Source organism: Nitrospira calida, from assembly GCF_976986435.1.
Map to the genome: position 1 here is coordinate 3015888 of NZ_OZ335950.1, position 25037 is coordinate 3040924.

At 58.1% G+C, this 25037-nt stretch carries 19 protein-coding genes; 3 read left to right on the top strand and 16 right to left on the bottom strand.

Annotated features, from left to right (window positions below):
- Nucleotides 1-493: 493 nt before the first annotated feature.
- From ACWHTU_RS14725 to ACWHTU_RS14795, 15 genes are all read right to left on the bottom strand, one after another.
- A complete protein-coding gene (locus tag ACWHTU_RS14725) occupies nucleotides 494-1768 on the bottom strand; it encodes an ABC transporter ATP-binding protein (RefSeq protein ID WP_447860138.1) in 1275 nt (424 codons plus the stop codon).
- The gene (locus ACWHTU_RS14730) at nucleotides 1765-2628 is read right to left on the bottom strand and encodes an ABC transporter permease (RefSeq protein ID WP_447860139.1); all 864 of its coding nucleotides are present in this window, start codon (nucleotides 2626-2628) and stop codon (nucleotides 1765-1767) included. Before ACWHTU_RS14730 ends, ACWHTU_RS14725 begins: the two co-directional genes overlap by 4 nt.
- 1 nt (nucleotide 2629) lies before the next feature.
- Nucleotides 2630-4612, bottom strand: a complete 1983-nt coding sequence (gene asnB, locus ACWHTU_RS14735) for an asparagine synthase (glutamine-hydrolyzing) (RefSeq protein WP_447860140.1) — start codon at nucleotides 4610-4612, stop codon at nucleotides 2630-2632.
- Nucleotides 4613-4616: 4 nt separating this feature from the next.
- Nucleotides 4617-5777, bottom strand: coding sequence for an NAD-dependent epimerase/dehydratase family protein (locus ACWHTU_RS14740; protein WP_447860141.1), 1161 nt, complete (start codon nucleotides 5775-5777; stop codon nucleotides 4617-4619).
- Nucleotides 5663-6427, bottom strand: a complete 765-nt coding sequence (locus ACWHTU_RS14745) for an ABC transporter permease (RefSeq protein ID WP_447860142.1) — start codon at nucleotides 6425-6427, stop codon at nucleotides 5663-5665. The genes ACWHTU_RS14740 and ACWHTU_RS14745 overlap by 115 nt, the downstream gene beginning before the upstream one ends.
- Before the next feature lie 20 nt (nucleotides 6428-6447).
- Nucleotides 6448-7383, bottom strand: a complete 936-nt coding sequence (locus tag ACWHTU_RS14750) for an ABC transporter ATP-binding protein (protein ID WP_447860143.1) — start codon at nucleotides 7381-7383, stop codon at nucleotides 6448-6450.
- Nucleotides 7384-7427: 44 nt separating this feature from the next.
- Nucleotides 7428-8378: a hypothetical protein gene (locus ACWHTU_RS14755; RefSeq protein ID WP_447860144.1), complete on the bottom strand. Its 951-nt coding sequence runs from the start codon at nucleotides 8376-8378 to the stop codon at nucleotides 7428-7430.
- The gene (locus tag ACWHTU_RS14760; RefSeq protein WP_447860145.1) at nucleotides 8375-10501 is read right to left on the bottom strand and encodes an O-antigen ligase family protein; all 2127 of its coding nucleotides are present in this window, start codon (nucleotides 10499-10501) and stop codon (nucleotides 8375-8377) included. Before ACWHTU_RS14760 ends, ACWHTU_RS14755 begins: the two co-directional genes overlap by 4 nt.
- Before the next feature lie 180 nt (nucleotides 10502-10681).
- Nucleotides 10682-11224: a type IV pilin protein gene (locus tag ACWHTU_RS14765; protein ID WP_447860146.1), complete on the bottom strand. Its 543-nt coding sequence runs from the start codon at nucleotides 11222-11224 to the stop codon at nucleotides 10682-10684.
- Between the two features lie 227 nt (nucleotides 11225-11451).
- On the bottom strand, nucleotides 11452-12003 hold the full coding sequence (locus ACWHTU_RS14770) for a type IV pilin protein (RefSeq protein ID WP_447860147.1): 552 nt from the start codon (nucleotides 12001-12003) through the stop codon (nucleotides 11452-11454).
- A gap of 395 nt (nucleotides 12004-12398) precedes the next feature.
- Nucleotides 12399-14234, bottom strand: a complete 1836-nt coding sequence (locus ACWHTU_RS14775) for a tetratricopeptide repeat protein (RefSeq protein ID WP_447860148.1) — start codon at nucleotides 14232-14234, stop codon at nucleotides 12399-12401.
- 83 nt (nucleotides 14235-14317) lie between these two features.
- Nucleotides 14318-15655, bottom strand: coding sequence for a replicative DNA helicase (gene dnaB, locus ACWHTU_RS14780; protein WP_447860150.1), 1338 nt, complete (start codon nucleotides 15653-15655; stop codon nucleotides 14318-14320).
- A 14-nt stretch (nucleotides 15656-15669) separates the two neighbouring features.
- Nucleotides 15670-17007, bottom strand: coding sequence for an ATP phosphoribosyltransferase regulatory subunit (gene hisZ, locus ACWHTU_RS14785; RefSeq protein ID WP_447860151.1), 1338 nt, complete (start codon nucleotides 17005-17007; stop codon nucleotides 15670-15672).
- An 87-nt stretch (nucleotides 17008-17094) separates the two neighbouring features.
- Nucleotides 17095-18687, bottom strand: coding sequence for a phosphoglycerate dehydrogenase (serA, locus tag ACWHTU_RS14790; protein ID WP_447860153.1), 1593 nt, complete (start codon nucleotides 18685-18687; stop codon nucleotides 17095-17097).
- 24 nt (nucleotides 18688-18711) lie between these two features.
- Nucleotides 18712-19857, bottom strand: a complete 1146-nt coding sequence (locus ACWHTU_RS14795) for a pyridoxal-phosphate-dependent aminotransferase family protein (RefSeq protein ID WP_447860154.1) — start codon at nucleotides 19855-19857, stop codon at nucleotides 18712-18714.
- Between the two features lie 228 nt (nucleotides 19858-20085).
- On the opposite strand from ACWHTU_RS14795, the gene ACWHTU_RS14800 reads away from it, so the two are divergent.
- Nucleotides 20086-21420, top strand: a complete 1335-nt coding sequence (locus ACWHTU_RS14800; protein WP_447860155.1) for a transglycosylase SLT domain-containing protein — start codon at nucleotides 20086-20088, stop codon at nucleotides 21418-21420.
- A gap of 68 nt (nucleotides 21421-21488) precedes the next feature.
- Here the strand turns inward: ACWHTU_RS14800 and ACWHTU_RS14805 are convergent, their stop codons facing one another.
- The gene (locus ACWHTU_RS14805) at nucleotides 21489-22268 is read right to left on the bottom strand and encodes a tetratricopeptide repeat protein (RefSeq protein ID WP_447860156.1); all 780 of its coding nucleotides are present in this window, start codon (nucleotides 22266-22268) and stop codon (nucleotides 21489-21491) included.
- A gap of 214 nt (nucleotides 22269-22482) precedes the next feature.
- Here ACWHTU_RS14805 and bioF point away from each other — a divergent pair, with 214 nt between their 5' ends.
- Nucleotides 22483-23676: an 8-amino-7-oxononanoate synthase gene (gene bioF / locus ACWHTU_RS14810; RefSeq protein WP_447860157.1), complete on the top strand. Its 1194-nt coding sequence runs from the start codon at nucleotides 22483-22485 to the stop codon at nucleotides 23674-23676.
- A gap of 278 nt (nucleotides 23677-23954) precedes the next feature.
- Nucleotides 23955-25010: a type IV pilus twitching motility protein PilT gene (locus ACWHTU_RS14815; protein ID WP_447860158.1), complete on the top strand. Its 1056-nt coding sequence runs from the start codon at nucleotides 23955-23957 to the stop codon at nucleotides 25008-25010.
- Nucleotides 25011-25037: the final 27 nt, after the last annotated feature.

Sequence of the window (25037 nt, forward strand, 5' to 3'; positions counted from 1 at the left end):
CTGGATGGGGTATGTACGCTGACATAACCGGCACCAATATGAGTCCAGCCGAGTTTGCAGATCACCCAAGCACCTAGGACAGGCTAACAATCCGGCTAAAATTGATCCCTTGGGATCTTTATTTCCATCAATCGCGCATGTCTGTTGCATGGTATGCTACGGCCACGGCACACCTTCCACGTCCCGAGAAGAACGCTTCCGGATTGATATTCCGACAACATCCTTTCGCACGCCTGGACACACATTTGCTTTCAGCTCGTTCCTCGAATCGTTTGTGCGTCCGCCTCTGCAGACTGAAAGACCTGGAAGGAAACATAGGGGCATTCCGAATCCACAAAGTCCGAGTGCTTCGTCAACAAGACTCATCTCTTGCACTTGTTACGCGATACGCGCCTCGTGGAGAAACGGCGTGCCGATTAAGCACGTGGAAAATCCCAGGTCCTATCAGCCTCATTATTTGCTCGAAGCCGTAGGGACAATAGCACAGTCAATTTCATCGATTTTTTTGGATATGACTCCAACTCACTGGATGCGCAACTGCGACATTGTAAGTACGTCCTCTCGCCTCCACCTTAAACTCTCGGCAGTGACTTAGGCGATCAAAATTCGTGTCTCCCAATGCCAGCGGGTCGCAGAGAGTGATCGAAACCGTGATCCGATAAAGTCCAGGCCCCAGGAACAGAGGGTCATAGATCGCATCTACCCATCCAGCACCAGGGCAAATCAGGCCGATCTCACAGCCATCATCTAGCAACGTGGATGCGCATACGATCAGTCCATCGGCCCGCTCGATCGTGATCCCGACGTTTGGATTCATATATTCGATAGTCGAGACGTAATGCAGCCTAATAACTAGCCGATCCCCGATCAGAAAGCACGCACGTTCCTGCTCTTGCGCGTCGAGTACTTGCACATCGGTAATTCGGATCTGATCGGGACCAGGAGCATCCAAGCGCAGCCCGCCGGGATCTGCTGCACGAGCGTTGGAGCGGAAATGCTTTAACTGCCTGCTGCGTCGCAGGATTTCCTTATTCTCCTCCTCACGAATCCACATCTCGTACATACTGCAGACTTCAGCCACAGCCCCATATTGCATCAGGCGACCGTCATGCAGCCACATCGCCTTCCGGCATAGCTGGCGAACCAAACTCAGATCGTGCGAGACAAGCAGGACCGTACAGCCCCCTCGCATGAGATCTTGGAGATAGCGGATGCACTTGCTCACAAAATAGCTGTCGCCAACCGCGAGTACTTCATCGATCAGCAGAACCTCCGGTGTAATAGCCGTGTTGATAGAGAAGGCAAGTCGCGCCTGCATTCCAGCTGAGTAACTCTTGACCGGCTGATGGATGAATTCCCCCAATTCTGCAAACGCGACGATCTCCTCGAACTTGGTACGTATCTCGCTGCGCGTCAGACCCAGTAGGCAACCGCCGATGAAGATGTTTTCAGCCCCTGTATAATCTTGATGGAATCCGGCACCCAACTGCAGCAAGGCCCCAACCTTGCCGTTGATCACCAAAGAACCCGCCGTCGGTGGCGAAAGGCCCGTGAGCACCTTGAGCAGCGTGCTCTTGCCAGCCCCATTCTTACCGATCACAGCAACACTGTCCCCAGCATCTATCTCAAAGCTCACTTCACGCAGAGCCGCGAATTCGGATGCGCAAGATATTTTTCCGAACGACGCCAAGGCCTTGATTCGCTCCCATCGGCTTGTGTAACGTTGATAGATCTTAGTCAGCCGTTCAGCCTTGATCATCGCCGTCATAAGAGGTCCATTAGCCGTGCCTTCTGCATGCGGAACAACAACAAACCACCTAAGAACACTGCAGCAGCCATTGAAAAGCACAGGAATGTAGTTTCGACCGGAGGCATCTTCCGTTCCAACAGAATCGCCCGATACGCTTCGAGCAGATAGGTCATCGGATTCCATTCTAGCAGCGCGGCAAATGCCGCCGGCAGCATGTCCCTGGTATAGACCACTGGTGACAAAAACATCCAGACACTCAAAAGAAAGGGCAATGCCTCTGAAAGATCACGCGCACGCACGCTTATCACCGCAATGCCCCAGGCCAGTCCCAGCGTGAAAGCGGTCTGCGCCAGAAGCATCAGAGGGAGCAGCGCGATTGCTGGCCCGAGACCATGCAGGATGCTGAGAAGCCCGAGAAGCAGCACGATCGTGATGAGTCCGGTCATGGTGACCGCCAAAACCCGGGAAATCGGAAGCACCTCGATGGGAAATAGCAACTTGGTCGCTAGACCGGTGTGGGCCGTGATCGCAGAGGCAGAGGCTGTCAGCGATTCAGCAAACATGAGCCACGGGACAAGTCCGGTCAGCACCAATAACGGATAAGCCGTCGTTCCGTCAGCCTTTCCGGCTTTCGGCTGAAAGATGATGCCAAAGAGAAACACGTAAAGGCCCAGCAATAACACCGGTTTCAGAACCACCCACACCCAACCGAGAAGCGAACCTGCATACCGGCGTTTCAGCTCGTCCACAGTCAACACCCAGATAAGCTCACGTCGACGGTAAAGTGCCAGCACATCCTGCCAATACGATCGGGCACGGCCGGCGAACCAACCGGAGACAGGATATTTCGCGCGCCCGGGTTCACTGATGCCAGCCATCTCACCCCACCAGAAAACTGTCCCCGTCCAGGAACAAGCGGTTCCAGAACTCGAAACTCAATAGGCTCCAGATCAGCAACCGGTGATTGACCCGTCCTGAAAGATGTTCCTCCAGAACTTGCCTAATTGCCTGCTCGCGAAAATAGCCTCTGGCCAGTGTGCGACGGTCGAGCAACACACCCTTGATGTAGTTCATCAACGGTCCCTGATACCACGATTGGTCTGGAGCGCTGAAACCTTGCTTCCGCTTGAGCAGGATATGATCTGGAAGAAGACCCTCCATCGCCCGCCGAAAGAGATACTTCCCGGCAAGATTCTCATCTCTCCCCGGATTCTTATCCCACTCGTAATTGACCAGAAATCGGGTTGGCAGCCTCGTCACAAAATCCACCAGTGCATGATCCAAAAGCGGGACCCGCGATTCCATCGAGTGTGCCATACTCAGTTTGTCTTCGATCACGAGAAGTCCGTGTAGAAACGTTTTGGCCTCAAAGTAGAGTGCCAGCCGAAGAGGCTCGCCCCAATCGTCCGCGCGGCCTTTTAATATGGAAGCAAAGGAATCATACGGATCATGCGGCTGCGCTGCCGCCAATGTCTCAGCGGAAAAGAATGCCGCTCGCCGGTCCGCGGGGATGAGTCGATTCCAATAGCGGTAGTAACGACCGAGAAAGACGACCTGATCGCGCGTCCCTTCTACAACCTTGTATCGCCAGGGATACCCAGCAAAGATTTCGTCGCCTCCTGTCCCGGCGAGCACCACTTTCACAAAACGACTGGCGAGCCGGGCCGTGTAATAGTAGGGATAGCACATGCCTACGCGAAGATCCTCGATGGCCCAGATGACCCGCGGCAACGCCCATTCTAAATCCCCGGCGTGAAAGACCATCTGATAGTGTTCCGTGCCAAATAGAGCAGACAACGCTTCGGCATCTTTCCGTTCATCGAATCCGGCTTCAAATCCCGACACGTTCGTGAGATCAAAACCACCCGTAAAGGTCATGAGCCTGGTGATACTGGAAGCCGCCAGCGCTGTGATCGATCCCGAATCCATTCCCCCGCTCAAATAGGCTCCCACCGGAACGTCGCTGATAAGTTGTCGCCTGATCGTATCCTCCAGCAGAAATCGCAACCGTTCTATACACTGTCCTTCCCGCAGGCTGTTATCAGGTTCGAAACAGATATCCCAATAGCGCCGCCGTTCGACTCCACCACGTCTGACCGTGAGCGTCTGACCGGGTTCGAGTAAACGAATCCCTTTAAACAGGGTTTCTTCTCCAAACGTGTTCTGGAAAGTGAAGTAATCCACCAGGGCTGGGACATTCACTTCCCGACGAACTGCCTCAAGCGCCAACAGCGCCTTCACTTCCGATGCAAAGGCAAACGTCCCGTCGACTTCGGTATAGTAGATTGGCTTGATTCCAAAACGGTCTCGAACCAGCCACAGCGTCTCTGCCCGGTCATCCCAGATGGCAAACGCAAACATTCCGTTGAGACGCTCGACACAAGCCGGCCCGAATGCTTCATACAGGTGCAGGATAACTTCCGTATCCGTACCGGACAAAAACCGGTAGCCCAGTCCAACCAGTTCTTTTTTGAGCTCGACGTAGTTGTAGATCTCGCCGTTATACGTGATCCACACAGTGCGCGTCTCGTTGGCCATGGGCTGGTGCCCGGCGATCGACGGATCAAGAATCGCTAACCGACGGTGGCCGAGGGCCAGCCGAAAAGCAGGTAATCGGCGCGGCGGTCCGGCCTGATCAGATCCGCTGCCCAACCAGTTTGCGTGGGGATCGGGCAGAGAGCGAAAGCGATCCGCGTTGGTGAGTTCACACCATCTCGGTCCTCTGGACCGACCCACCGGATACAACAGTACGTACCCGACATCGTCGGGCCCGCGATGGAACTGGGCATCACAGAGCTTCGTAATCGCAAACGGCTCGATTGGCCGCTCGCTCAAGTTGTAAATGCCGGCGATGCCGCACATGCTCTCAGCGTCCTTTCACGAGTTCTGCCAATCCTTCGTTTAGGGCTATGGACGCCCGATAACCCAACAGTCGCCTTGCCTTTTCGCTACTCCCCACTCGCCGCATCATCGGAACGTCGATATCCCGTCGGTATACAGGTTGCAGAGAAGACCCGGTTAATTGAAGCAACTGGTTCACGACATCTTGCACGGTCGCCGTGGTTCCACTACCGACATTGAAGGCTTCAGCCTCTATTTCGCTGGCCATTGCGAGGAGATTGCAGTGAACCACATCGCGCACGTGTACGAAGTCAAAGGAAGCGGATCCGTCCCCGTTGATCACAGGCGGTTCGCCAGCTCGAATTTTCGTGAGCACGGCCGGAATGAGTCCTCCCCCTTGCCGGGGGCCATAGACGTTCATGTATCGCAGAATCACATAAGGCAACTTCGAGCGGAACGGCCGAAAGAGAAATTCGCCACACAGCTTGCTGACTCCGTACATCGTCCATGGATTGAACGGATGATGCTCATCCATCACTTCCAAGGTATCCCCGTATACCGACGAAGCCGAAGAATAGACCAGCCTCTTCACACCTCGTCGGATCGAACCTTCAATCACGTTGAACGTGCCGCGGATATTGACCTCGAACGCAAGCCGAGGATCTTTTTCGCAGGCCCCGAGCGGGAGAACCGCCAAATGAAACACACCATGCATTCCTCTGAGTGCATCAGCTAATTTGTCGCGCTGAAGCAGATCGCCTTCGATCATTTCGACGCCGCGAGCGGCACTCAAGCCGGCCAAGTTCCGATCGTTGATCATCTTGTCAAAGACCACGATCCGTGCAGCACCTTGCTGGACCAACGCCTCGACCAAATGAGACCCAATAAATCCACTGCCCCCGGTCACCAGAAAGTGATGGCCTTCGATTTTCATTGTCCTTCCCCTGGAAACACGACTTGACAAACCCGTTTCGCTACCTGCCCTCTCTCTGCGATTCGGCGCTCCCTTTTCGAAAAGCGGCGTTTCCCGATCGGCGCAGGAGCCTGAACACTCAATCGGCTGGACAGTCATCAAAAATCTCTTCTCTGGAAGACGACACAGGCCACCATAAGGAGTAAAGCCGCGTATAGTATTCCATACGTCGATGCCACCACCTGATACGATAACGGGATCGAAATTCCCCACGCCCCCTGTCCCTTCACATTCAACATCTCCAAATTGGGGAACACGTAGTACAGCCCCTCCGTCAGCCACTTGAGGACAACACTTTCGGTTTTTGCGGCAATACCTCTGAGATCAGCGGTTAAATGACCAATCACGTAGATGGCCAGTGTGAGAATCGCGCTCAACGTGGCCGAACTGAACGTGGAAAACAAAAGCGCCACGGCCGTCACCACCAGCAACTCCACAAAGATCAGCGCGACCGCCTGGAACAGAGCGATATGCACGAGTGCTCCGCTCAGAAGAAGCGTCACACTGAATACAGCCATCATAATCAGCACGTTGACCGACAAGGTCAGCACCAACCCGGCATACTTGCCCAAGAGAAATTGAGTCCGGCTGATGGGTCGAGCCATGATGGTATAGACGGTGCGCCGTTCGATTTCCTTGCTGACCAGCCCGATCCCGACAAACACCGCGATGAGAATGCCAATCAGATTGATCGCGGCCAGGCCCATATCGGTCACAACTTTTTTGTGTTCGGCAATGGTGAGCTCACCGAGCAAGACCGACGCACCGATAAGCAGCACGGCGAAAATCAGCAGGTTGTACAGAATCTTGTCGCGTAATGTCTCGCGAAAGGAGTTAAGCGCAATGACCAGGATGGATGTCATCAGCGAACCAGTATTCCTGCTCAAGCTAGGGGGCGGTCTTCGGACTGCGCCACAAATAGTTCTTCCAGCGAGCCTTTCTGCGGCGTGACGGAGATCAATCGCCCTCCATGCCTCCGGATGTTTTCCACGGCGCCGTCCACCAGATCGGAATTCGGCAACACGATCATGCACTGAGAGCCTCGCCAGAGCACTTTGGCGGCTTTTGGCACGATCTCGGCAACGCGTTCGGGCAAAAGTCCGTCACACACGATTTCCACCGGACCGGCGTGCCGGCTGACCAACTCATCCACCCGCCCGCTGGCGAGCAACCGACCTTTGACGACGATGCCGACTCGATCACAGATCATCTCGACGTCGGGAATAATGTGCGTACTGAAAAACACGGTCTTGCCTTGTTCCCGTAAGTTCAGAATCAGGTCGCGAACCTGTTTCCGCCCAATCGGGTCCAAGCCAGACATCGGCTCGTCCAGAATGACCAGCTCGGGATCGTGGATGAGGGCCTGGGCCAATCCGATCCGCTGCAACATCCCCTTCGAAAATGTTCGAAGCTGCCGAGTCCGGGCCTCGGTCAATCCCATCAGATCAAGCAACTCCGTGATGCGGCGAGCCAGCGTGCTCCGGTCCAGCCCGGCGAGACACCCGTAAAAGCCGAGAAACTCTTCCGCCGTCAGATAGTCATAGAAATAAGGCGCCTCGGGCAGGAAGCCGATTCTCCGGCGGGTGTGGATGTCGCCGGCGGGTTGACCGAGCAACTCGGCGGTCCCGCTCGTCGGCCGCATGAGCCCCATAAGGATTTTCAAGGTCGTCGTCTTGCCCGCGCCGTTCGGGCCCAGGAACCCATAGATCTCACCGCGGCTAACCGAAAGCGATAAGCCATCCAGCCCCTTCACCGGCTTTTGCCAGGGCCAATTGGGCTTATACACCTTGGTCAATCCATCGATCAGAATCACATCCATCGGGTCCCCCCCCAACGAACGAGCGCACTACGACCGGCTGGTACTCATCCCGTCATGGCCGACCGAAGAGGGGGCGCAGGCTTGGTCGTGCCTCGCGAGGAAGACCCGCACCCCATATGCCGGTGTACGCGCAAGCGTTCCTTCAGGCCAGAACAGGTGATAGTCCCGTTCGCTGCATTCCACTGATACATGTTGCCAAAAGGATCCTGCGGCACGCGGTCAATAATGTTGCCAGCGACCAGATCGGTCAGCGCCTTCGGCAGCTTGTGGTAGCGTTGTTGGTAGCGGCGCACGGCTTCTTCCAAAAACCGGATGTCCCGCTCGGCGAGGACTTCGTTCATCCGCTGCGCCAGCGCTTCACGCATCCGTTCGTCATTGGTCTGCTGAGAGAACCGCTGGAGGAATTCGAGGGCTGCGTCCGGATCGCCGCTTTCAACCGTCATCCGCGCCGCCAATCGCGGCAGGTACTCCGGTGCGCCGGGCAGGAGGGACGCTTGGCGGAAATAGATCGCAGCGTTCGCCGGATCGCAGAGCTCATAGAAATAGTCGTAGCCGATCGTGAACGGCAGTTGCCACACATCCGGATTGTGCACGTGGCCTTTCTTCAAGAGCGCGATGCTCTCCTGCACCAACCCAGCCCACACGCCCAGAACCGTACCCGTCGCCTGATAAGCCATGACGAATTGAGGATCGAGATCCGTCAAAACGTCGGCTGCATGGTACGCCCAGTGATAATCAGCCTGGGTGGCATCCCGTCCGCCAAAATGTTGGATGGCCTTGAGCCAAATGAGGTCGGCCGCGATCTGTCGATAGCCCAACACGGCCACCTTGAGATAGTCGCCTCTCGGCAGATACGACAACTCGGCGGCCCGGGCGGTTGCCGGCCGCTGCTGCTCCATGGTCATAAGAAGACTCGTCGCCATGGCACCAAGGCCGACAAAGAGGCCGATCATCGCTAGGGTCTGCCCGAGGGACCGCGTATTCGATCCTGTCATGACAGCTTGATCCCCGCCCGTTGCAACGCGTCGGTCAGCGTCGTCATATCAACCTCTAGATACCTGCGCTCGACAGGGGCCAACCCCGAGAGCAGGTATCGCCTCTGCCGATCCACAATCTCTTGGTATTCGTCTTTGGCTTTCTGGTGCTCGTCTTGACGGCTCAGATACAGCCGGACAAGCCAAGCCCGGCCGGGTAAAAAATTTGGTTCAAGCTCTACCGCCTCGCGGATCAGCCGCTCGGCCGCTGCGTTCTCGCCCAAAGCCCACAAGACCTGTCCCAGAGCCAACCGCTCGAACACGGCATAGGGCATCAGGCGAAGTGCCTCCTCGTACGCATCCCTCGCAGCGAGAAACCATGACCGTTTGTCTTCCAGCGTGCGGACCCATTTATTGCGCGAAGCGATTGCCACCGCCATTTCACCGAAAATCGCCCACAACCGTCCATCGAGCGGGTTACAGACGGTCGCTTTCCTCACTTCGGCAAGCGACGTTTCCAAGGCTGTTGCATCCTGTGTGTGTTGAAAGACGCGAAAGGACACGGCACCGAGGGCCCTGTGATAGAGCGCCTTCCCCGGGTCGAGCTCCGCAGCTCGGCGAAAGTGCGCCATCGCTTGCCCAAGGTCTCCTCGATCCAGCGCCCGTCCACCCGCTTCATAGAATAACCACGCCGTTCCCAGCATCACGACAATGGACGCCAGCACGATGAGAGCGCCGCTGCCCGCCCATCTCCACAGCCATGGGCGCCGAACTATAAGCGCCGGCTCAGGGCGAACGTTCTTGTACGCCAATCGCGGTGCTACCAGGATCACGGCTACCGACAGAACCAGCAGGATCGCGATCGGGGGCTCGTGTAAATTCGAATCCACAGCCGCATGGACGAGAATACTCGCCATCGCCCCGATAACTCCCACGATCAGACCTCGTTGCCATCGTTTAAGGCGAAGGCAAAGAGCTGCCCGGGCTCGGCGTGCCACTTCTATGATTCCCCACCCAAAGAGCACCAGTCCGAGCACCCCGAGCTCGGCTCCGATCTGCGCGATCTCACTATGCGGCGTCCGAGCGACTTGGGCATACCGGGCAACCTGCTGCTCCACAGGGAAGGCATAGCGAGGCGCGGCATACTGATACAGCCCAAGCCCCACCCCGAAGGGATGCTCCATCATCATGCGAGCCGCTTGTTGCCACATCTGGAGTCGCGCATAGGCCACCGGGTTCTGTTGGTGCTCAGCGAACACGCGGTTCCGCCAGGGAGTCGGCAGGAGCATCACGATCACCACGATCGCCGCGATGGCGTATAGGCCTCGCCTTCCCCAGCGCAGCGCACAGACCGTTCCCGCGCCAGCCAACAGGGCTACCATGCCGCCGCGAGAACCAGTCCAGATCAACGCCGCAACCATCATGCCGCACAGCAGAACTGTGACACCGACCATGCCCGCTGAAGAGTGCTGCGGCCGACCATTGGACGCGCCGGCTCGTTGTGCCACCGGACCGGAAGCACCGGTGTACTTCTGTTCTGGCTCATAGCAACAAAGGGCTCTCCAGCGATCGCGAACCAGCGTCGCGAACCTCGGAGCAAGCCCCCGACACAATTGCTGCCTGCTCCAACTAAAGGCCACAATGCCGAGCAGCGTCGAGAGAATGGCTGCCAGATAGCCGGCCAGGAAATTCGGGTTGAAAAACGTCCCCGTCGGCCTGAGCTTCCCGAACCATAAGCCTTGAACAAGCGCCAACCCGGCTTCCAGCCACCCCATGACGGCGAGGGAGCCAAGCAGGATGAGCACATGATTCCATCGATGCAAAAAAAACACAATTAAATAGAGCAATACTGCATGGGTACCGAGCACGATCAGCCACTGCCGGCTCTGGGCTGGATACGCTGACAGGATCGTGGACGCAGCGGCTAGACCGAGAAAGCCTAAGATGGGCACTCCCACTCGGCCACCTGGCCACACAAACTGGCCCCGGCGAAGGCCCTCGACGAGAACAGCGGTCGCAAGCAAGAGCACGATCAGCCGAATGATCATGGCGGCCACATGAGTTGTGCCACCTTCGATCAACGGCGCAAAGACCAAAAGACTGCAGAGCAGGAGAAGCCAGAGAGGTAAGCCAAACCGCAGCATCTTCAAGTAGTCCAGCGCAGGGTTAACCCGGCCTCTGGTCCCATGACCTCTGAAACCCATTAAGCGAGACAGGACCCTTGGCAGAGGGTGGGGCTCAAGCGAGGAAAGGAAAAAGCGAGCGGGGTGGGCTGTCCCCACCCCGCGTTTCACCCCAATAGGGATCGAGATAATCCTACTTCACTACACATCATTCACGTCAGGTACTTGGAGATTTTGCTTGATGTCGTTGACGTGCCAAGAATCAACATCGGCATCATTGTCGAGATTGGCCGCAGCAGTGGCAGTAAAACCATATGATCCGCCCGTGTTCGTTGCTGCAGCCGGAGCGCCAGTACTTCCCGCGTTATACACAACTAACGTTCCTCCTGTAGTAGCACAACCGGCGTTGCTATAACAGATGTCCACTCCTTGAGTCGCGCCAGCGCTAGTGTTGACACCCACGTTTCCGCCAGCGGCTGGCCCTACATAGGTATAACGATTCGATGTACCCGTCAGCGTCCAACCAATTTCGTTGAAGGCTCCAAAGAACGACCGTTCTCCGAAGAAGGCACTCTCCGCAACAAAAATTGCCCCTAGATTGGTTTTCGCTTCCGACTGCCGGGACTTCGCCTGGTACTTTAGGAAGTTGGGGATCGCGATGGCCGCGAGGATGCCGATGATGGCCACCACGATCATCAATTCGATCAAGGTAAAGCCTTTTTGACTTCGTAATAGTTTGAACATTGTTCTCCTCCCTTGTTTGATTGAGTCAACCGACACGCCAGCCGCGCTGTCTTCTTCCAGGAGTTCAAGTTTCCTGAGCTGTCTAAAAAGTCCCAGCACTTTCTGTGCCAGCTGGTGTTGGCTCTGGACTATTCACCCTGTCTCAACATCTTCACCGTTTCATTCATTCTTTCATCCACTTATGGTTTTTCTCGTACCGTGCCCCTTCCCGTGTCCTCTTCCTTTCCTCAATTCACGTCACTGAGATCGGCAATTTGTAACCCTTGTTTCAGATCGTTGACATGCCACATGTCGATGGTTGAATCCGCGTCCAAATTCGCGGTAGCGGTGGCGGTAAATCCTGGAGCCGGCTGACCCGTCAGGCCGGACGGCACAATGGTATTGGGTCCTGGGTCGACCCCCATTAGCGGAAGCACCAGATCGCTTCCCGCCGTGGTTCCTGCACCCACCCGATACGCATACCGATTGACGGATCCGGCGAGTCCAAAGCCGATCTGAGCAAACGTGCCGAACATCGACTGCTCACCGAAATGCGCACTCTCTGCCATGAAAATTCCCGCTAAGTTCGCCTTGGCTTCACTCTGTCTGGTCTGCATTTGATACCGGAGGTAATTCGGAATCGCGAGCGCTGCCACGATGCTCAGCACCGCGACCACGATCATCAGCTCGATCAAGGTAAAGCCCTGTTGTCGCCGAGCGGATTGCCTCATCTCTGCGCCCATCATCTCATCGGCCAGCGGCGATTCACTCTGAGCAGAGACCATGCCAGGAGCATTCATGCACCAAGCCTACCGAGAATTTGTTGAAAGGAAAGGTTTTTTTGAAATTCCACACGGTGGTCATTTTTCAGGCTTTCAGGATGGAAAGCTTGTTTAGCGCGTGGAATGACCAAAAAATGGCAGGAGAAAAGAAATATGGACAGCATCCCTAAAGAGCCGGATGTTGGGGAAAGGGGATTGGGGGCTAGATGATGAAATCGAGCTGAATCAAAACAGATACAGGCTGTATCCGAATGGCTGACCCCTCGCGGCTGATTTTGCCGCGAGGGGACCGCGAGGTAAGACTGCGGCGAGTCGAAACCAGTGCCTTACACGCCGTTATCTACAAGGGGGATCCTTGTTCCCGGCGCAAAAAGCAGCGGGACCGATCCGTGCGCGCGCACGGACCTCTCCGGTCACGGCGTCGCGTGTTGGAGGGACTTGTTCTCTGAAACCCTTCGTTGGGCTTGGCGGATGCGTTCTTCTTGGGTCGGATCCCCCATCCCACGTTCGCGAAAGCGCTCGATCAATTTGACGTTGGAGGGATCCAGCTCCAGCGCGTGCAGCCAGGCTTCCCGAGCTTCCGCAATCAGATCTTGCTTGAGGTAGATTTCGCCCAAGTGTTCAAAAATGACGGGGTCGTCGCCGACCAGATCGACCGCCCGCTTGATCTCGGCGAGCGCCTCGTTGATCAACCCCATCTTGAAGAACGCCCAGCCAAGACTGTCCACATAATAGCCGTTGTTCGGTTTCAACGCGACCGCCTGCTTGGTCAACGCGACGGCTTCCTCGATCTTGATGCCTCGTTCCGCGTAACTGTAGCCAAGATAGTTCAGCGCGTCCGCATGCTTGGGATCGAGCTTCAGCGTCGTCTCCATGGCACGGACGACATCGTCGAACCGGTTCAACTTGTCGTAGGCCGTCCCAAGATTGAAATGCAGATCCGGATTGGTCGGGTGATACCGAATCCCCTCTTCAAAGGTTTGCGAGGCTAACTCGTACTGCTCGGTTTGCAAATAGGTCAGCCCGAGCACCAGATACCCTTCGGGCTGTTTGGGATTCAACTTCACGGCCTGAGAGAGGTGCATCACGGCGTCCGGGAAGCGTTTCAGTCGATACAGCAAGACGCCCAGATGCAGATGACTGTCGAAATAGTTCGGCTCCAGCTTGAGATTGTCGGTATAGGCCTCCACCGCCTTGTCGTATTGCTTGGTTTCTTCAAACAGGAATCCCAGGTAATCCCGGATCTTTAGCTCAGCTGGACGGGCGGCCAAAATTTGGGTTAACCGTTCGATCGCTTTCGGATACTCCTTCAACTCGCCGTAAATCAAACTCAGTCGAAGTTGTGCATCGAAATCGGAGGGATCGTCGGCCAGGACCTTTTCCAACTCCGCCATCGCCTCTCGGTATTCTTTCCCATTGAGATGCAATCGAATCAGATGCTGGCGAATTTCTCTGCCATGGGGGTTGACGAGCTGCAAGTATTGGCGATAGACCGCAATGGCCTTTTCGCGGTTCTGCTGAGCCTCATAAGCCGACGCCAACGCCATGTACGCGGGCTCGAAGGCTGGATTGACGGCCATGGCCCGCTCGAAACTGGCCATCGCCTTGTCCGGCTGCTTCGCTTCCATCGCCACGCGACCGAGATAGTAATAGCCCACCGGTGAGTCCGGCGCGATCTTGATGCCCTGTTCGATACTCTGCGCCGCCTCGTCGAAGCGCTTCAGATTCAACAGCAACAACCCCCTCGAGAAATACGATTCGCTTTTGGATGGGTCGATCCGGATCGCGCGATCGAACAGCCCGAGAGCTTTCTCCACCTGGCCGGCCCCGGCGTAAATTCCGGCGATCTGTCCCAGCAGTTGCGCATCCTGATCCGCGGCCTCGGCCACTTCGTCCGCGTAGCGCACGGCCGAGGTAAGATCTCCTGCAGAAAACAACAGCGTGGCCAAACGAGCCTTCAGAAAGCGAGAGCCGGGATCGGTTCGCAACGCAGCCTGATACTCTTGGATCGCACGGTCGGTGTCCTGCGCCAGTTCAGCTTGATAGCCCAGCATGAAATGGTAAGAAGACCGGGCATCGACGGCGGAAGCCGATTTAACTCCTGACGGCGATGCATCGGGAGGCGACACGACGTCGGCGCGAGGCGCGGCGGCACAGGCGGCAATGCTCGAAAGGATCGCCGCCATGATCAAGGCGCTGAGTCCCAGTCCTCTCACGGCAGGACCAGCCATCGAACCCACCGATCGCATCGCTTGCCACCTAACCATCTCAGAAGCGGCAGAAAGACGCCGAGCGCGTCGAAGCGGATTATACCGACGCTCCTCCTCCAGCGTCAAACCGCTTCACGGATGTCGAGGCTTTCAAACTTCGCGAACTTGTCGTGGAAGAACAGTTGCTTGTCCCCGATCGGGCCGTTGCGGTGCTTTCGCACGAGGATATCCGCGATCCCCTTCTTCTCCGAGTTCGGATCGTAGACCTCTTCGCGGTAAATGAAAATCACCACATCCGCATCCTGCTCGATGGCGCCGCTCTCACGCAGATCCGCCAACATCGGAATCGGCGGTTTGCGGTTTTCGACGTTGCGGCTCAACTGCGACAAGGCGACGACCGGGATGTTGAGTTCCTTGGCTAATCCTTTTAAGGATCGGGAAATGTCGGAAATCTCCTGTTGCCGGGACTCGGCGTCGCTGCGGCCCTGCATCAACTGGAGATAATCCACGATCAACAGGTCAAGCCCCCGCTCCGCCTTGAGCCGCCTCGCCTTGCCGCGCATCTGTTGAACCGTGAGCGCCCCTGTATCGTCGATAAAAATCGGCGCCTGTTCGAGGCGACCGGCCGCCTCAGCCAGCCGCCACCAGTCCTCCTTCTGCAGCCTCCCAGTTCGCAACGCGTGTGAATCCACGCGGGCTTCTGAGCTGAGCATGCGGAGCACCAATTGCGGCTTGGACATTTCCAGGCTGAAAATCCCGACGACGGCTCCGGCGTGGATGGCGGCATGCTGGGCGATTCCCAGCGCCAGGCTGGTCTTGCCCATGCTGGGGCGTCCGGCGATCACGACGAGATCCGATGCCTGCAGGCCGGCCGTCAGCTCATCGAGATCGTAAAATCCGGTCGGCACCCCCGTAACCCGCTCTTTCCGTTTGGAGAGACGGTCGACGAGTTCGAGACTGTCCTTGATAATCTGATTGATCGGGGTGAAGGAGCGACCGAGTTTCCCTTGAGCGAGACTGAAGACCGCTTGCTCGGCAAACTCCAACAACTCGTCGATCGGGGCCAGGCCCTCGTACCCGCGGGCGATGACCTCGGTGGACATGCTGATCAACCCTCGGAGGAGCGCTTTGTCCCGCACGATCTTGCAGTGGTAGCGGATATTCGCCGCGCTCGGCACCGCCTGGACGAGTTCTGCCAGGTACGAGGCGCCTCCCACCGCTTCCAGCTCGCCTCGCGCTTTGAGCCGCTCGGTCAGGGTGATGTGGTCGATCACCTCGCCGATCTCGGATAGCTCGAGCATCGCACGGTAGATCTTCCGGTGCGCGGTCCGATAGAAATCTTCTTCGCTCAACAGCTCCATCGCCTTGGCGAGAGCCCCATTATCGAGCAGAATGGCGCCTAGCACCGATTGCTCGGCTTCCAGGTTTTGAGGAGGCAGTTTCGGTTCAGAGAGATCCATCGTCGCTGTTCCCGTCAGGAGTTCGTCGTGCCGCCGGCCCAATCAGCAAGCGCTTGAATCTTGACCCGCTTAACCGAGTGCGCCCGGGAGCGGCGTTTCCCCGACCGTTTTGCAGCGGGACCGGATGAGAAGCTCTCAATCAGCAGCACCTCATCGGCGGAGAGCCCAGGGGCGCCGAGCACCAGAGCCGCCGTGGCCTGATACCGACGCGCCTCTTCGACAGCCGCCTGGATGGTCTCGACGGGTCGTGGTCGACCCTCTCCATGAACGACCCGGCACCCGCGCGCCCTTAACAGGCTCGTCAACTGAAACAGGCGTTGAGACAGGTGGATAGGTGCACAGACGACATAGTCAGGCCCCGGTTGGGAAGACTCGCCGACGATGTCCACACGATTCAACGCGCGGAACAGCCGATCGACATCCACCGCAAAGCCGGTGGACGGGAGATCTCGACCGAAGCGTCCGATTAAATGATCGTAGCGGCCGCCGCCGCCGAGTTCACATCCCACTCCGTCCGCAAACACATCGAATACGAGCCCGTCGTAATATTCGAAGCCGCGGAATTCGCCGAGGTCGAGCAAGAGGCATCCGCCGAGACCTGCGGACTCCAGCAATTGATACACGTGCGTGAGCCGATCGAGCGTCGAGTGCAGCGTACGGTCTCGTCCGGCAAGCTTTCGCCCTCGATTCAGCACTTCATCCCCTCCGTATAATCCAGGCGCTTCGAGAATGGCTCGAGCCTGGGCCGGCGGCACTCGCTCGGATGCAAGAATTTCCTCGAGGCGCGGCAGATCCTTGCGCGCAGCGGCCTCTTCAGCCCGCTTTCGCCCCTCCGCGGACATCCCCGTTCGGGCCAGCAGGCCCTTAAAAAACCCGACATGCCCCAGAGAGACTTTGAACGCACGAAGCCCGACCTGTTTCAGGCATTCCGCCATAAGCGCGATGATTTCGGCGTCGGCGGCACCATCGTCCCGTCCGATCAGTTCCGCTCCGACTTGAAAAATCTCCCGATCCCGCCCGGCATGTTCCGGCTCGTACCGGAAGACGGAAGTCCGGTAGGACAGTCGCAGGGGGATCTGCCGGTTGATCATACCCATCGCCACGGTCCGGGCGATCTGCGCCGTGGCGTCCGGCCGCAGGAGCAAGATACGGCCGGTCGTCCGGTCGGCAAATTGGTAACACTTCTCGATGAGATCCTGCTCAAGGCCGGGCGCCAGCACGTCCAGGTATTCGAACGTGGGCAGGATAATTTCGTCATAGCCCCAACGACTCAACTGAGTGAGAAGAATGCCTTCAAGCCGCCGGACCTGCATCGCGACATGGGGCAAAATGGTCGTCATCCCCGCGGGCACGAGCGAGCGCTCCTGCGAAGCGAGCGGAGGGGACAACTGCACGGGCGGTGTGCTCGGCGGGCGAGCCATGGCCAGTGGAAGGGACGGTTACAAACTCATGGAGAGATCGGCGACCTTGACCGAGAGAATGTTTTTCGCGGACTTAATTTGGTCCAGCACCTCGCGGGATAAGGGGACGTCAGTCCCAATGATCAATAAGGCGTTGCCGCCGCGTTCCTCGCGGGAACACTGCATGCGGGCGATGTTGATGTCGTGATCGCCCAGCACTTTCCCGACCTCGCCGATCACGCCCGGGCGATCGACGTTGAGAATCAGCAGAAGGTGTCCTTCGGGCACCACTTCGACTTGGAACGTGTCGATTTCGACGATACGAGGTTCCTTGCGATTGTGCAGCGTCCCGGCCACATGGTGCGCGCATCTGCCTGCTTCGACCCGGACCCGGATCACACTCGTGAAGTCGCCGGCGTCTCCGCTCTTGACCTCCTTCACTTCGATCCCCCGCTCCTTGGCGACGAGCGGCGCGTTCACGAAATTCACCGCGTTTTCGAGGATCGGGGTGAGGAGCCCTTTCAAGACCGCGATCGTCAACGGCGCCACAGCAAGCGAAGCGACCTCCCCGTTGTATTCAACCGTGACCCGCTCAAGTCCGCCCTCGTACAGCTGGGCTTGCAGGAGGCCGACCTTTTCGGCCAGTGCCAAATACGGCTGAAGCTGCGGAAGCAGCTCCGGCGGCACCGAGGGAACGTTGACGGCTCCGCGCGCGATCCCCTTAGTAAAGTAATCGACGATCTGCTCCGCGATGCCGATGGCGACGTTCTCCTGAGCCTCCGTCGTCGACGCGCCGATGTGCGGCGTGCAGATGAAGGTGTCCACAGTCAGCAGGGGATGATCCGGCTTGATCGGTTCTTGGTCGAACACGTCGAACGCGGCTGCAGCCACCCGGTTGCTCTTGAGCGCTTCATAGAGATCGGCCTCGTTGACGATCCCGCCCCGCGCGCAGTTGACGATCATCACGCCGGGTTTCATCTTGGCGATCGCGTTGGCGTCGATCAGCGACTTGGTTTCCGGCGTCAAGGGCGTATGGACCGAGATGATGTCACTCCGGCGGAACAGTTCATCGAGATCCACCATCTCGACCCCCATCTTGCGTGCGCGTTCTTCGGCCAGATAGGGGTCATAGGCGATGACATTCATGCCGATTCCTTGCGCCAGCTTGGCCAAATAGCCGCCGATCTGCCCGACACCGACGATCCCCAGAATTTTGTTGTACAACTCAACGCCCATGAACCGTTCTTTCTCCCACTTCCCGGCCTTCATCGACGCGGTCGCCTGGGGAATCCGGCGGGTCATCGCGAAGATCATCGCCAAGGTGTGTTCGGCGGTCGTCACGGTGTTGCCGCCAGGGGTGTTCATCACCACAATGCCGCGGCGGGTCGCGGCTTGGGTATCCACGTTGTCCAACCCGGAGCCGGCTCGCCCGATGACCTTAAGCCGCTCCCCGGCGGCAATCACCTCGGCGGTGACTTTCGTCCCCGAGCGGACAATCAGACCGTCACAATCTTTAATCTCCTTGAGCAGCTCGTCCTTGGAGAGCTTGGTCTTGACGACCACGGTGAATCCGGCCTTTTCGAGGACCTCGATTCCTTGCTTTGACAAGCTGTCGCTGACCAGAATTTTCATCGCCGTCTCGCCCGATCGCTCCCGTCAAACCTCGGCCATCAGCAATTCTTGCGCCCTCGACACACCGCTGCCTAATTTGATCGGATGACCGAGGCCTTTCAGGACCATTTCAACGGCCGACAAGGCCGTGATGACGTCGAATCGGTCTATATACCCCATGTGAGAGAGCCGGAAAATCTTCCCCTTCAAGTGGTCCTGGCCACCAGCGGCGGTGATTCCGTAGTGCACCCTGAGATTCTTGTAGATCGCCTGACCGTCGAGACCATCGGGAGCGGAAACCGCTGTCACCGCGTCGCTAGGTGATTCTTTCGGAAAGAGGGAGAGCCCGGCCGCCTTGATGCCCTCCCGCATGGCCCGAGCCAGCGCCGCTTGGCGGGCAAACACCGCTTCCAGTCCCTCCGTCTTCAGCATCTTGAGCACTTCCTGAAGCCCAAGGATCAGGGAGACCGCCGGGGTATATGCCGTTTGGTTTTTGCTCTGAGCCTCCCGTTCTTTCTTGAAATTGAAATAGAACGCGCCGTTTTGGGCTTTCTGAGCCAATTGCCAGGCCTTCTCGCTCACGCTGACGAAGGCCAATCCGGGCGGCAGCATCAGCGCCTTCTGCGATCCAGTGATGACCACATCCAAGCCCCACGCGTCGGTCTTGATATCGAACACGCCCAGCGCGGTGATCGCGTCCACTACCAGAATCGTGCCCTCATAGGGCCTCACAATCTCCGCCAAGGCTTTCACGTCATGTGCGACGCCGGTCGATGTCTCGCTTGCCTGCACATACACGGCCTTGATCGACGGATCTTTCTTGAGCGCATCAGCGACCGCCTGCGGATCGACAGCCCGTCCCCATTCAACCTTGATTTCCGTGACTTGGGCACCGAATGTTTTGCACAACTTTCCCCACCGTTCTCCAAACTTTCCCGCGTTCACGCACAGCGCCTTGTCACCAGGGGAGAGAAAATTCGACACCGCACCTTCCATCCCTCCGGTCCCAGAGGAGGCAAGAATCAAGACCTCATTGCGGGTTTGGAAGAGCCATTTGAGGTCCTCACGCACTTCGGCGAACACCTGGGCGAATTCGGGCGCGCGGTGGTGGATAATCGGCCGCGCCATCGCCAGGAGGACCTCTGGCGGCACAGGGGTCGGTCCGGGAGCAAGTAGATACCGTTTCACCATCAACCCGTTCTCCTCTTCTCCTCTGCTTGTAAAGACTTGGGGGTCACTCGGGAGGGGGGCTACGCTATCACAGCCCTTGCCAGAGAGTCAAGGCGGCGCCCGTCGGTGTTCTTTTCCTTGACAACAGCGGAAACACTCGCTAGGGTAGCCCAAACTTCCGTTTTCCGTTGCGCGTTCGACACCCGAATGAGCTGCTCGGCGCGGAGGCAGAGGCGAGAAGGTGGGCAGATGAAGGGCTTTGCGGTGATGTTCTTACCACTCATGGTTCTAACGGCGGTGGCCTTGGCGACATTGGCAACGGCTGAACAATCGCTGGTAGAGGCCTCAGCAGTCCAGACTCCCGCTTCGGGCGAGGAATCCTCATCATCGACGACGCTTGATATCGCTTTACAAGCCGTTGACGAGACGCCAGGTCCGGCGGAGGCCTCGGAACGGTTTTTCCTGAGCGATCCTCCTGCCGATCAGGCGGAGAGGGAGTCGGTTTCGGCTGTGGAGAAAACTGCCCGACCTCCGCAGGCCACCGATTCGGAGGGTAGCAAGTCCGAAGGGTCGGCAAAGGCCTCTGAGGAAGAGGAGAACGGTCACGTCACGTATAACGTCCCGATCGTATTGGATTCTTCCGTCCAGAGCCACATTCGCTACTTCAATACCGCCATTCGTGATCGGTTCGAGAAATGGCTGCTCCGACTAGGCAAGTACAAGCCGTTGGTGGAACGTATTTTCTCTGAATTCGATTTGCCGAGCGACTTGGTGTACCTCTCCCTGGTCGAGAGCGGCTTCAATCCGCATGCTTACTCGCGCGCTCGGGCTACCGGCCCTTGGCAGTTTATGAAAGGCACGGCGAAACTCTACGGGCTGCGGGTCGATCAATACGTAGACGAGCGCCGCGACCCCATCAAGTCAACGGTCGCGGCGGCCCGATATCTGAAGGATCTCTACGATCTCTTCGGCAGTTGGCCATTAGCCATGGCCGCCTACAACGCCGGCGAAGGGAAAGTGCTGCGCGCGCTGCAGAAGGCCCAAGCTGAAAGTTTCAAAGAAATTTCCCGCACCACGCTGATCCGTCGGGAAACCAAAGAGTACGTTCCCCGGTTTATGGCCGCCACCATCATCGCAAAGAATCCGGATCGTTATGGGTTTCCTCTGGAAGAGGTGACGCCTCACCGCTTTGAAGAAGTGGTCGTCCGCCGCCCGATCCATTTCCGGGCGATCTCAAACGTCACCGGCATTCCTTATCAGGAGCTGAAGAATCTGAACCCGGAGCTTCGCCGGGACGCTACACCGCCGGACGACGCCGAGTATCATCTCAAGGTTCCAGCCGGAATGAAAGAGAAAGTCGAGCGGCTGCTGGACCGTATTCCGACCTATAAACACGCCCCGATCATCGCGAAATCCAAGCGCAACCGCATAGATTTTGAAAGCGCGAAAGTGTATCGCGTGCGGGTGGGCGATACGCTTGAAAAGATCGCCAAGCGCTTCCGAATCTCGGTCAAGGCGCTCAAAGTCAGGAATAACCTCACCAGCGCCTTGATTAAGCCGGGCGACGTGCTCGCGATCAGATGACCGTTCCGGCCTTGTCCTGCCCGAACGATGCGCTTCTTCGCTGAGTATCGAGTGGCCGAACGATCGAGCTAGCGTTGTCCCGCGCTTGATGAAGGGGACGAGTGGGCGGCTGGATTCGTAGCGGACCCGCCGGGTGGCGATTCGGCCGTTGCGGTTCCGGAAACGCTTCCTTCCGGTCCTTTCTTCGCTTCCAGCACCTTGAGGCGGACCGCCGCCTCGCTGGCGAAAGGAGAGTTAGGATATTCCTTGATCAATTGCTGATAATGGCTCAACGCGCCTTCCGGCCGTGATTGCGCCTCTTCAAGCTTGCCCAATTCAAAGAGCGCGTTGTCTTTATTCAAGGCGGAGGGCAGTTGGAGAACCGTCGAAAACGCTTTAGCCGCCTGATCCCGATCTCCCTTCAGAAGATAGGCATAGCCCAATCGTTGCTGAACCAGGCCGAGCAAGACGGAATGCGAACCATACAGCAGGACATACCGCTTGTAGGTCTCGATCGCCGCATCGATCTCATTGGCCTGCACCAACGCGTTTCCCAGGTGATACAGGGCAAGCGGCGCACTGGGGGTGCGCGGATACTGTTCCACCACTTGGCGAAACTTCTTGATCGCCTCCTTGAGATTGGCGTCGGCCTGTTCCGGTTTGTCGGCGGGGCGCGTCAAATAGTGGCGAGTGGCTTCGCGGTAGAGATCGAGCGCCGCCTCCGCCGTACGGTGGTCATACCACAGCACACCGGCGACAATCGCCACCGCCGCGAGCAAGACTCCGACCCCCGCCAGCACAGCTCGGCGATATTCCTGCATGGTGAGCAGCAGGCGTTCCATTCCGCTGAGCAACCGGGGCTCGCTCACCGGTTCACTTTTTGAGGGAACTTTGATGCGGTAAGACATCCCTTTGCGCCTGTGGCCAATGGCCGGCGACGACTCGCCGGCTCAACGGTGACGGGCCTTATACTCGGGTTTCCCGCTGATTGTCAATCCAATCGCGCTCGTGGTTCCGATCGTCCTGACGCGCCGTTGACATGGGGAATCGGCGGGTATAGCGTACCGATGCCGGCACGACACGATGGCGTTGACGGACGACACCGATCGGGATGGGCAGTTCACCGCGCAGCTTCGACATTTGGAGCGGCATCACCTCCTGCGCCAACCAAAATCACTGGAGTCCGCGACCGGCCCGGTCGTCTCCATCGACGGGCGTCAAGTTATTCTGTTGGCATCCAACGACTATCTCGGCCTGGCCACCCATCCTCGACTCATTCAAGCCGCCGTCCAGGCCACTGAGACATTCGGCGTCGGCGCCGGAGCGTCCCGCCTGGTCTCCGGCACGCTTCCACCCCACAAGGAGTTGGAGTCGGCGTTGGCTCGCTTCAAGGGCACGGAGGGGGCCCTGGTGTTTGGTTCGGGGTATCTCGCCAATCTCGGATTGATCCCCGCATTGATCGGATCCGGCGGGATGATTTTCGCCGACCGATTGTGTCACGCCAGCCTCATCGACGGATGCCGTTTGAGCGGGGCCGAGTTTCGCGTGTTCCGCCACCGCGACGTGAGCCATCTCGAATCGCTGCTTCGCCGTCGGCCGGCAAGACGCCGGACGTTGATCGTCACTGACGGGCTGTTCAGCATGGATGGCGACGCGGCTCCGCTGTCCGACATCGCCATCCTGGCGGAACGGTACGACGCCCAGGTCCTGGTCGACGACGCGCACGGGACTGGCGTAATGGGCGAACGCGGTCGCGGCACGCTCGAACACTGGGGCGTCGAATCACGCATCCCCTTCCATATGGGCACGCTCGGAAAAGCGCTGGGTGGAATCGGCGCCTACGTCGTCGGTCCCGCTTCGTTCATCGCGTATCTGATCAATACGGCTCGGTCGTTCATGTTTACCACCGCGCCGCCGCCCGCCAGTGCGGCCGCTTCAGTAGCCGCATTGGCGATCCTCGAGACGGAGCCGGAACGACGCGCGCGCCTGTGGGCCAACCGCCGGCATCTCTTTTCCGGGTTGCGGACACTTGGTTTCACCACGACCGACAGCCTTAGTCCGATCATCCCGGTGCTCATCGGCGAAGCCGAACGCGCCCTCGCGATGGCCGAGAAACTGCTCGAGCACGGCGTCTACGCTCCGGCGATTCGGCCTCCGACCGTTCCGAAAGGAACAAGCCGCATCAGGGTCACGGTGACCTCCGAACATACCAGCGAGCAACTTGACGCCGCGCTGGAGGCCTTTCGGAAAGCCGGAAAGGACCTAGGGCTGATCTGACCGCCGCTTCCCGCCACTCGCTTTGCCAAGCCCACACAGTCTTTGTTCCCATCGGTCACAGGGTCGTCCGCCGATGGCCCTCCATATGATGCTCCCGTGGAGGAGCATCGGCTTGTGGGGATTTTCTTGCTTTCTCGCATCGATGTGGCATGATGGCCAAGGGTTCCGCCCATTTGAAGGCTACCGGTTCTTAACATTGATCGGTCATTGTCCGTCCATGTTTCGTCTCGTGCGGTCGTCGTTCTGCACGTGACCCGCCACGGAGGAGGGCTTGGTTCATGGATATTTCGCAGTTGCTGACGTTTGCCGTCAAGGAAGGCGCCTCGGACTGCCATCTGAGTGCCGGCGAGCCGCCGATGGTCCGGATTCATGGAGACTTGAAGAAACTGGACCATCCGCCGTTGAGCATGGAGGAAGTCCACGCGCTCGTCTACGACATGATGAACGACGTGCAGCGCAAGATCTTCGAAGAGCATCGTGAATGCGACTTCTCCTTCGCGATGGGCGACATTGCGCGCTTCCGCGTCAACGTGTTCCTGCAGAACCGCGGTTTGGGCGCCGTGTTTCGCACCATTCCGACGGAGATCATCCCGCTTGAAAAACTCGGCATGCCCCCGATCATTCGGCAACTCTGTGATCGAGAGAAAGGTCTGATCCTCGTCACCGGTCCGACCGGATCCGGCAAGTCGACCACGCTGGCGGCGATGATCGATTACCTCAACAACACATTTGAAGGGCATGTCATCACGATCGAAGACCCCATCGAGTTCGTCCACAAGTCCAAAAAGTGCTTGATCAATCAACGGGAATTGGGTGTGCATACGCTCTCGTTCGCCAACGCCCTTCGCTCGGCTCTCCGCGAAGATCCGGACATCATCCTGGTGGGTGAAATGCGGGACCTGGAAACCATCCAACTCGCTCTGACCGCGGCTGAAACGGGCCACCTGGTGCTGGCAACCCTCCATACGTCGAGCGCGCCCAAGACCGTCGACCGGATCATCGACGCGTTCCCGCCGAACCAACAGGCGCAGGTCCGCGCTCAGCTCGCCGAAACCCTGGAAGGCGTGCTGACGCAGACGCTGCTCAAGAAACGGACGGGCGGCCGGGTCGCGGCGGTCGAAATCATGGTCGGGACGACCGCGGTGCGGAACCTGATTCGCGAGGCCAAGCTCCATCAAATCCCCGGCATGATGCAGGCCAGCCAGAAGGACGGAATGCAGACAATGGACATGGCCCTGATCGAGCTGGTGAACCGGGGGTTGGTGACGAAAGGCGAGGCTCAGGCTCGGAGCATGAACCCGAATCTGTTCAACCAAGTCGGGACGACCGCTTAGCCTGCATGATTCACGCAGGTTCGTGAC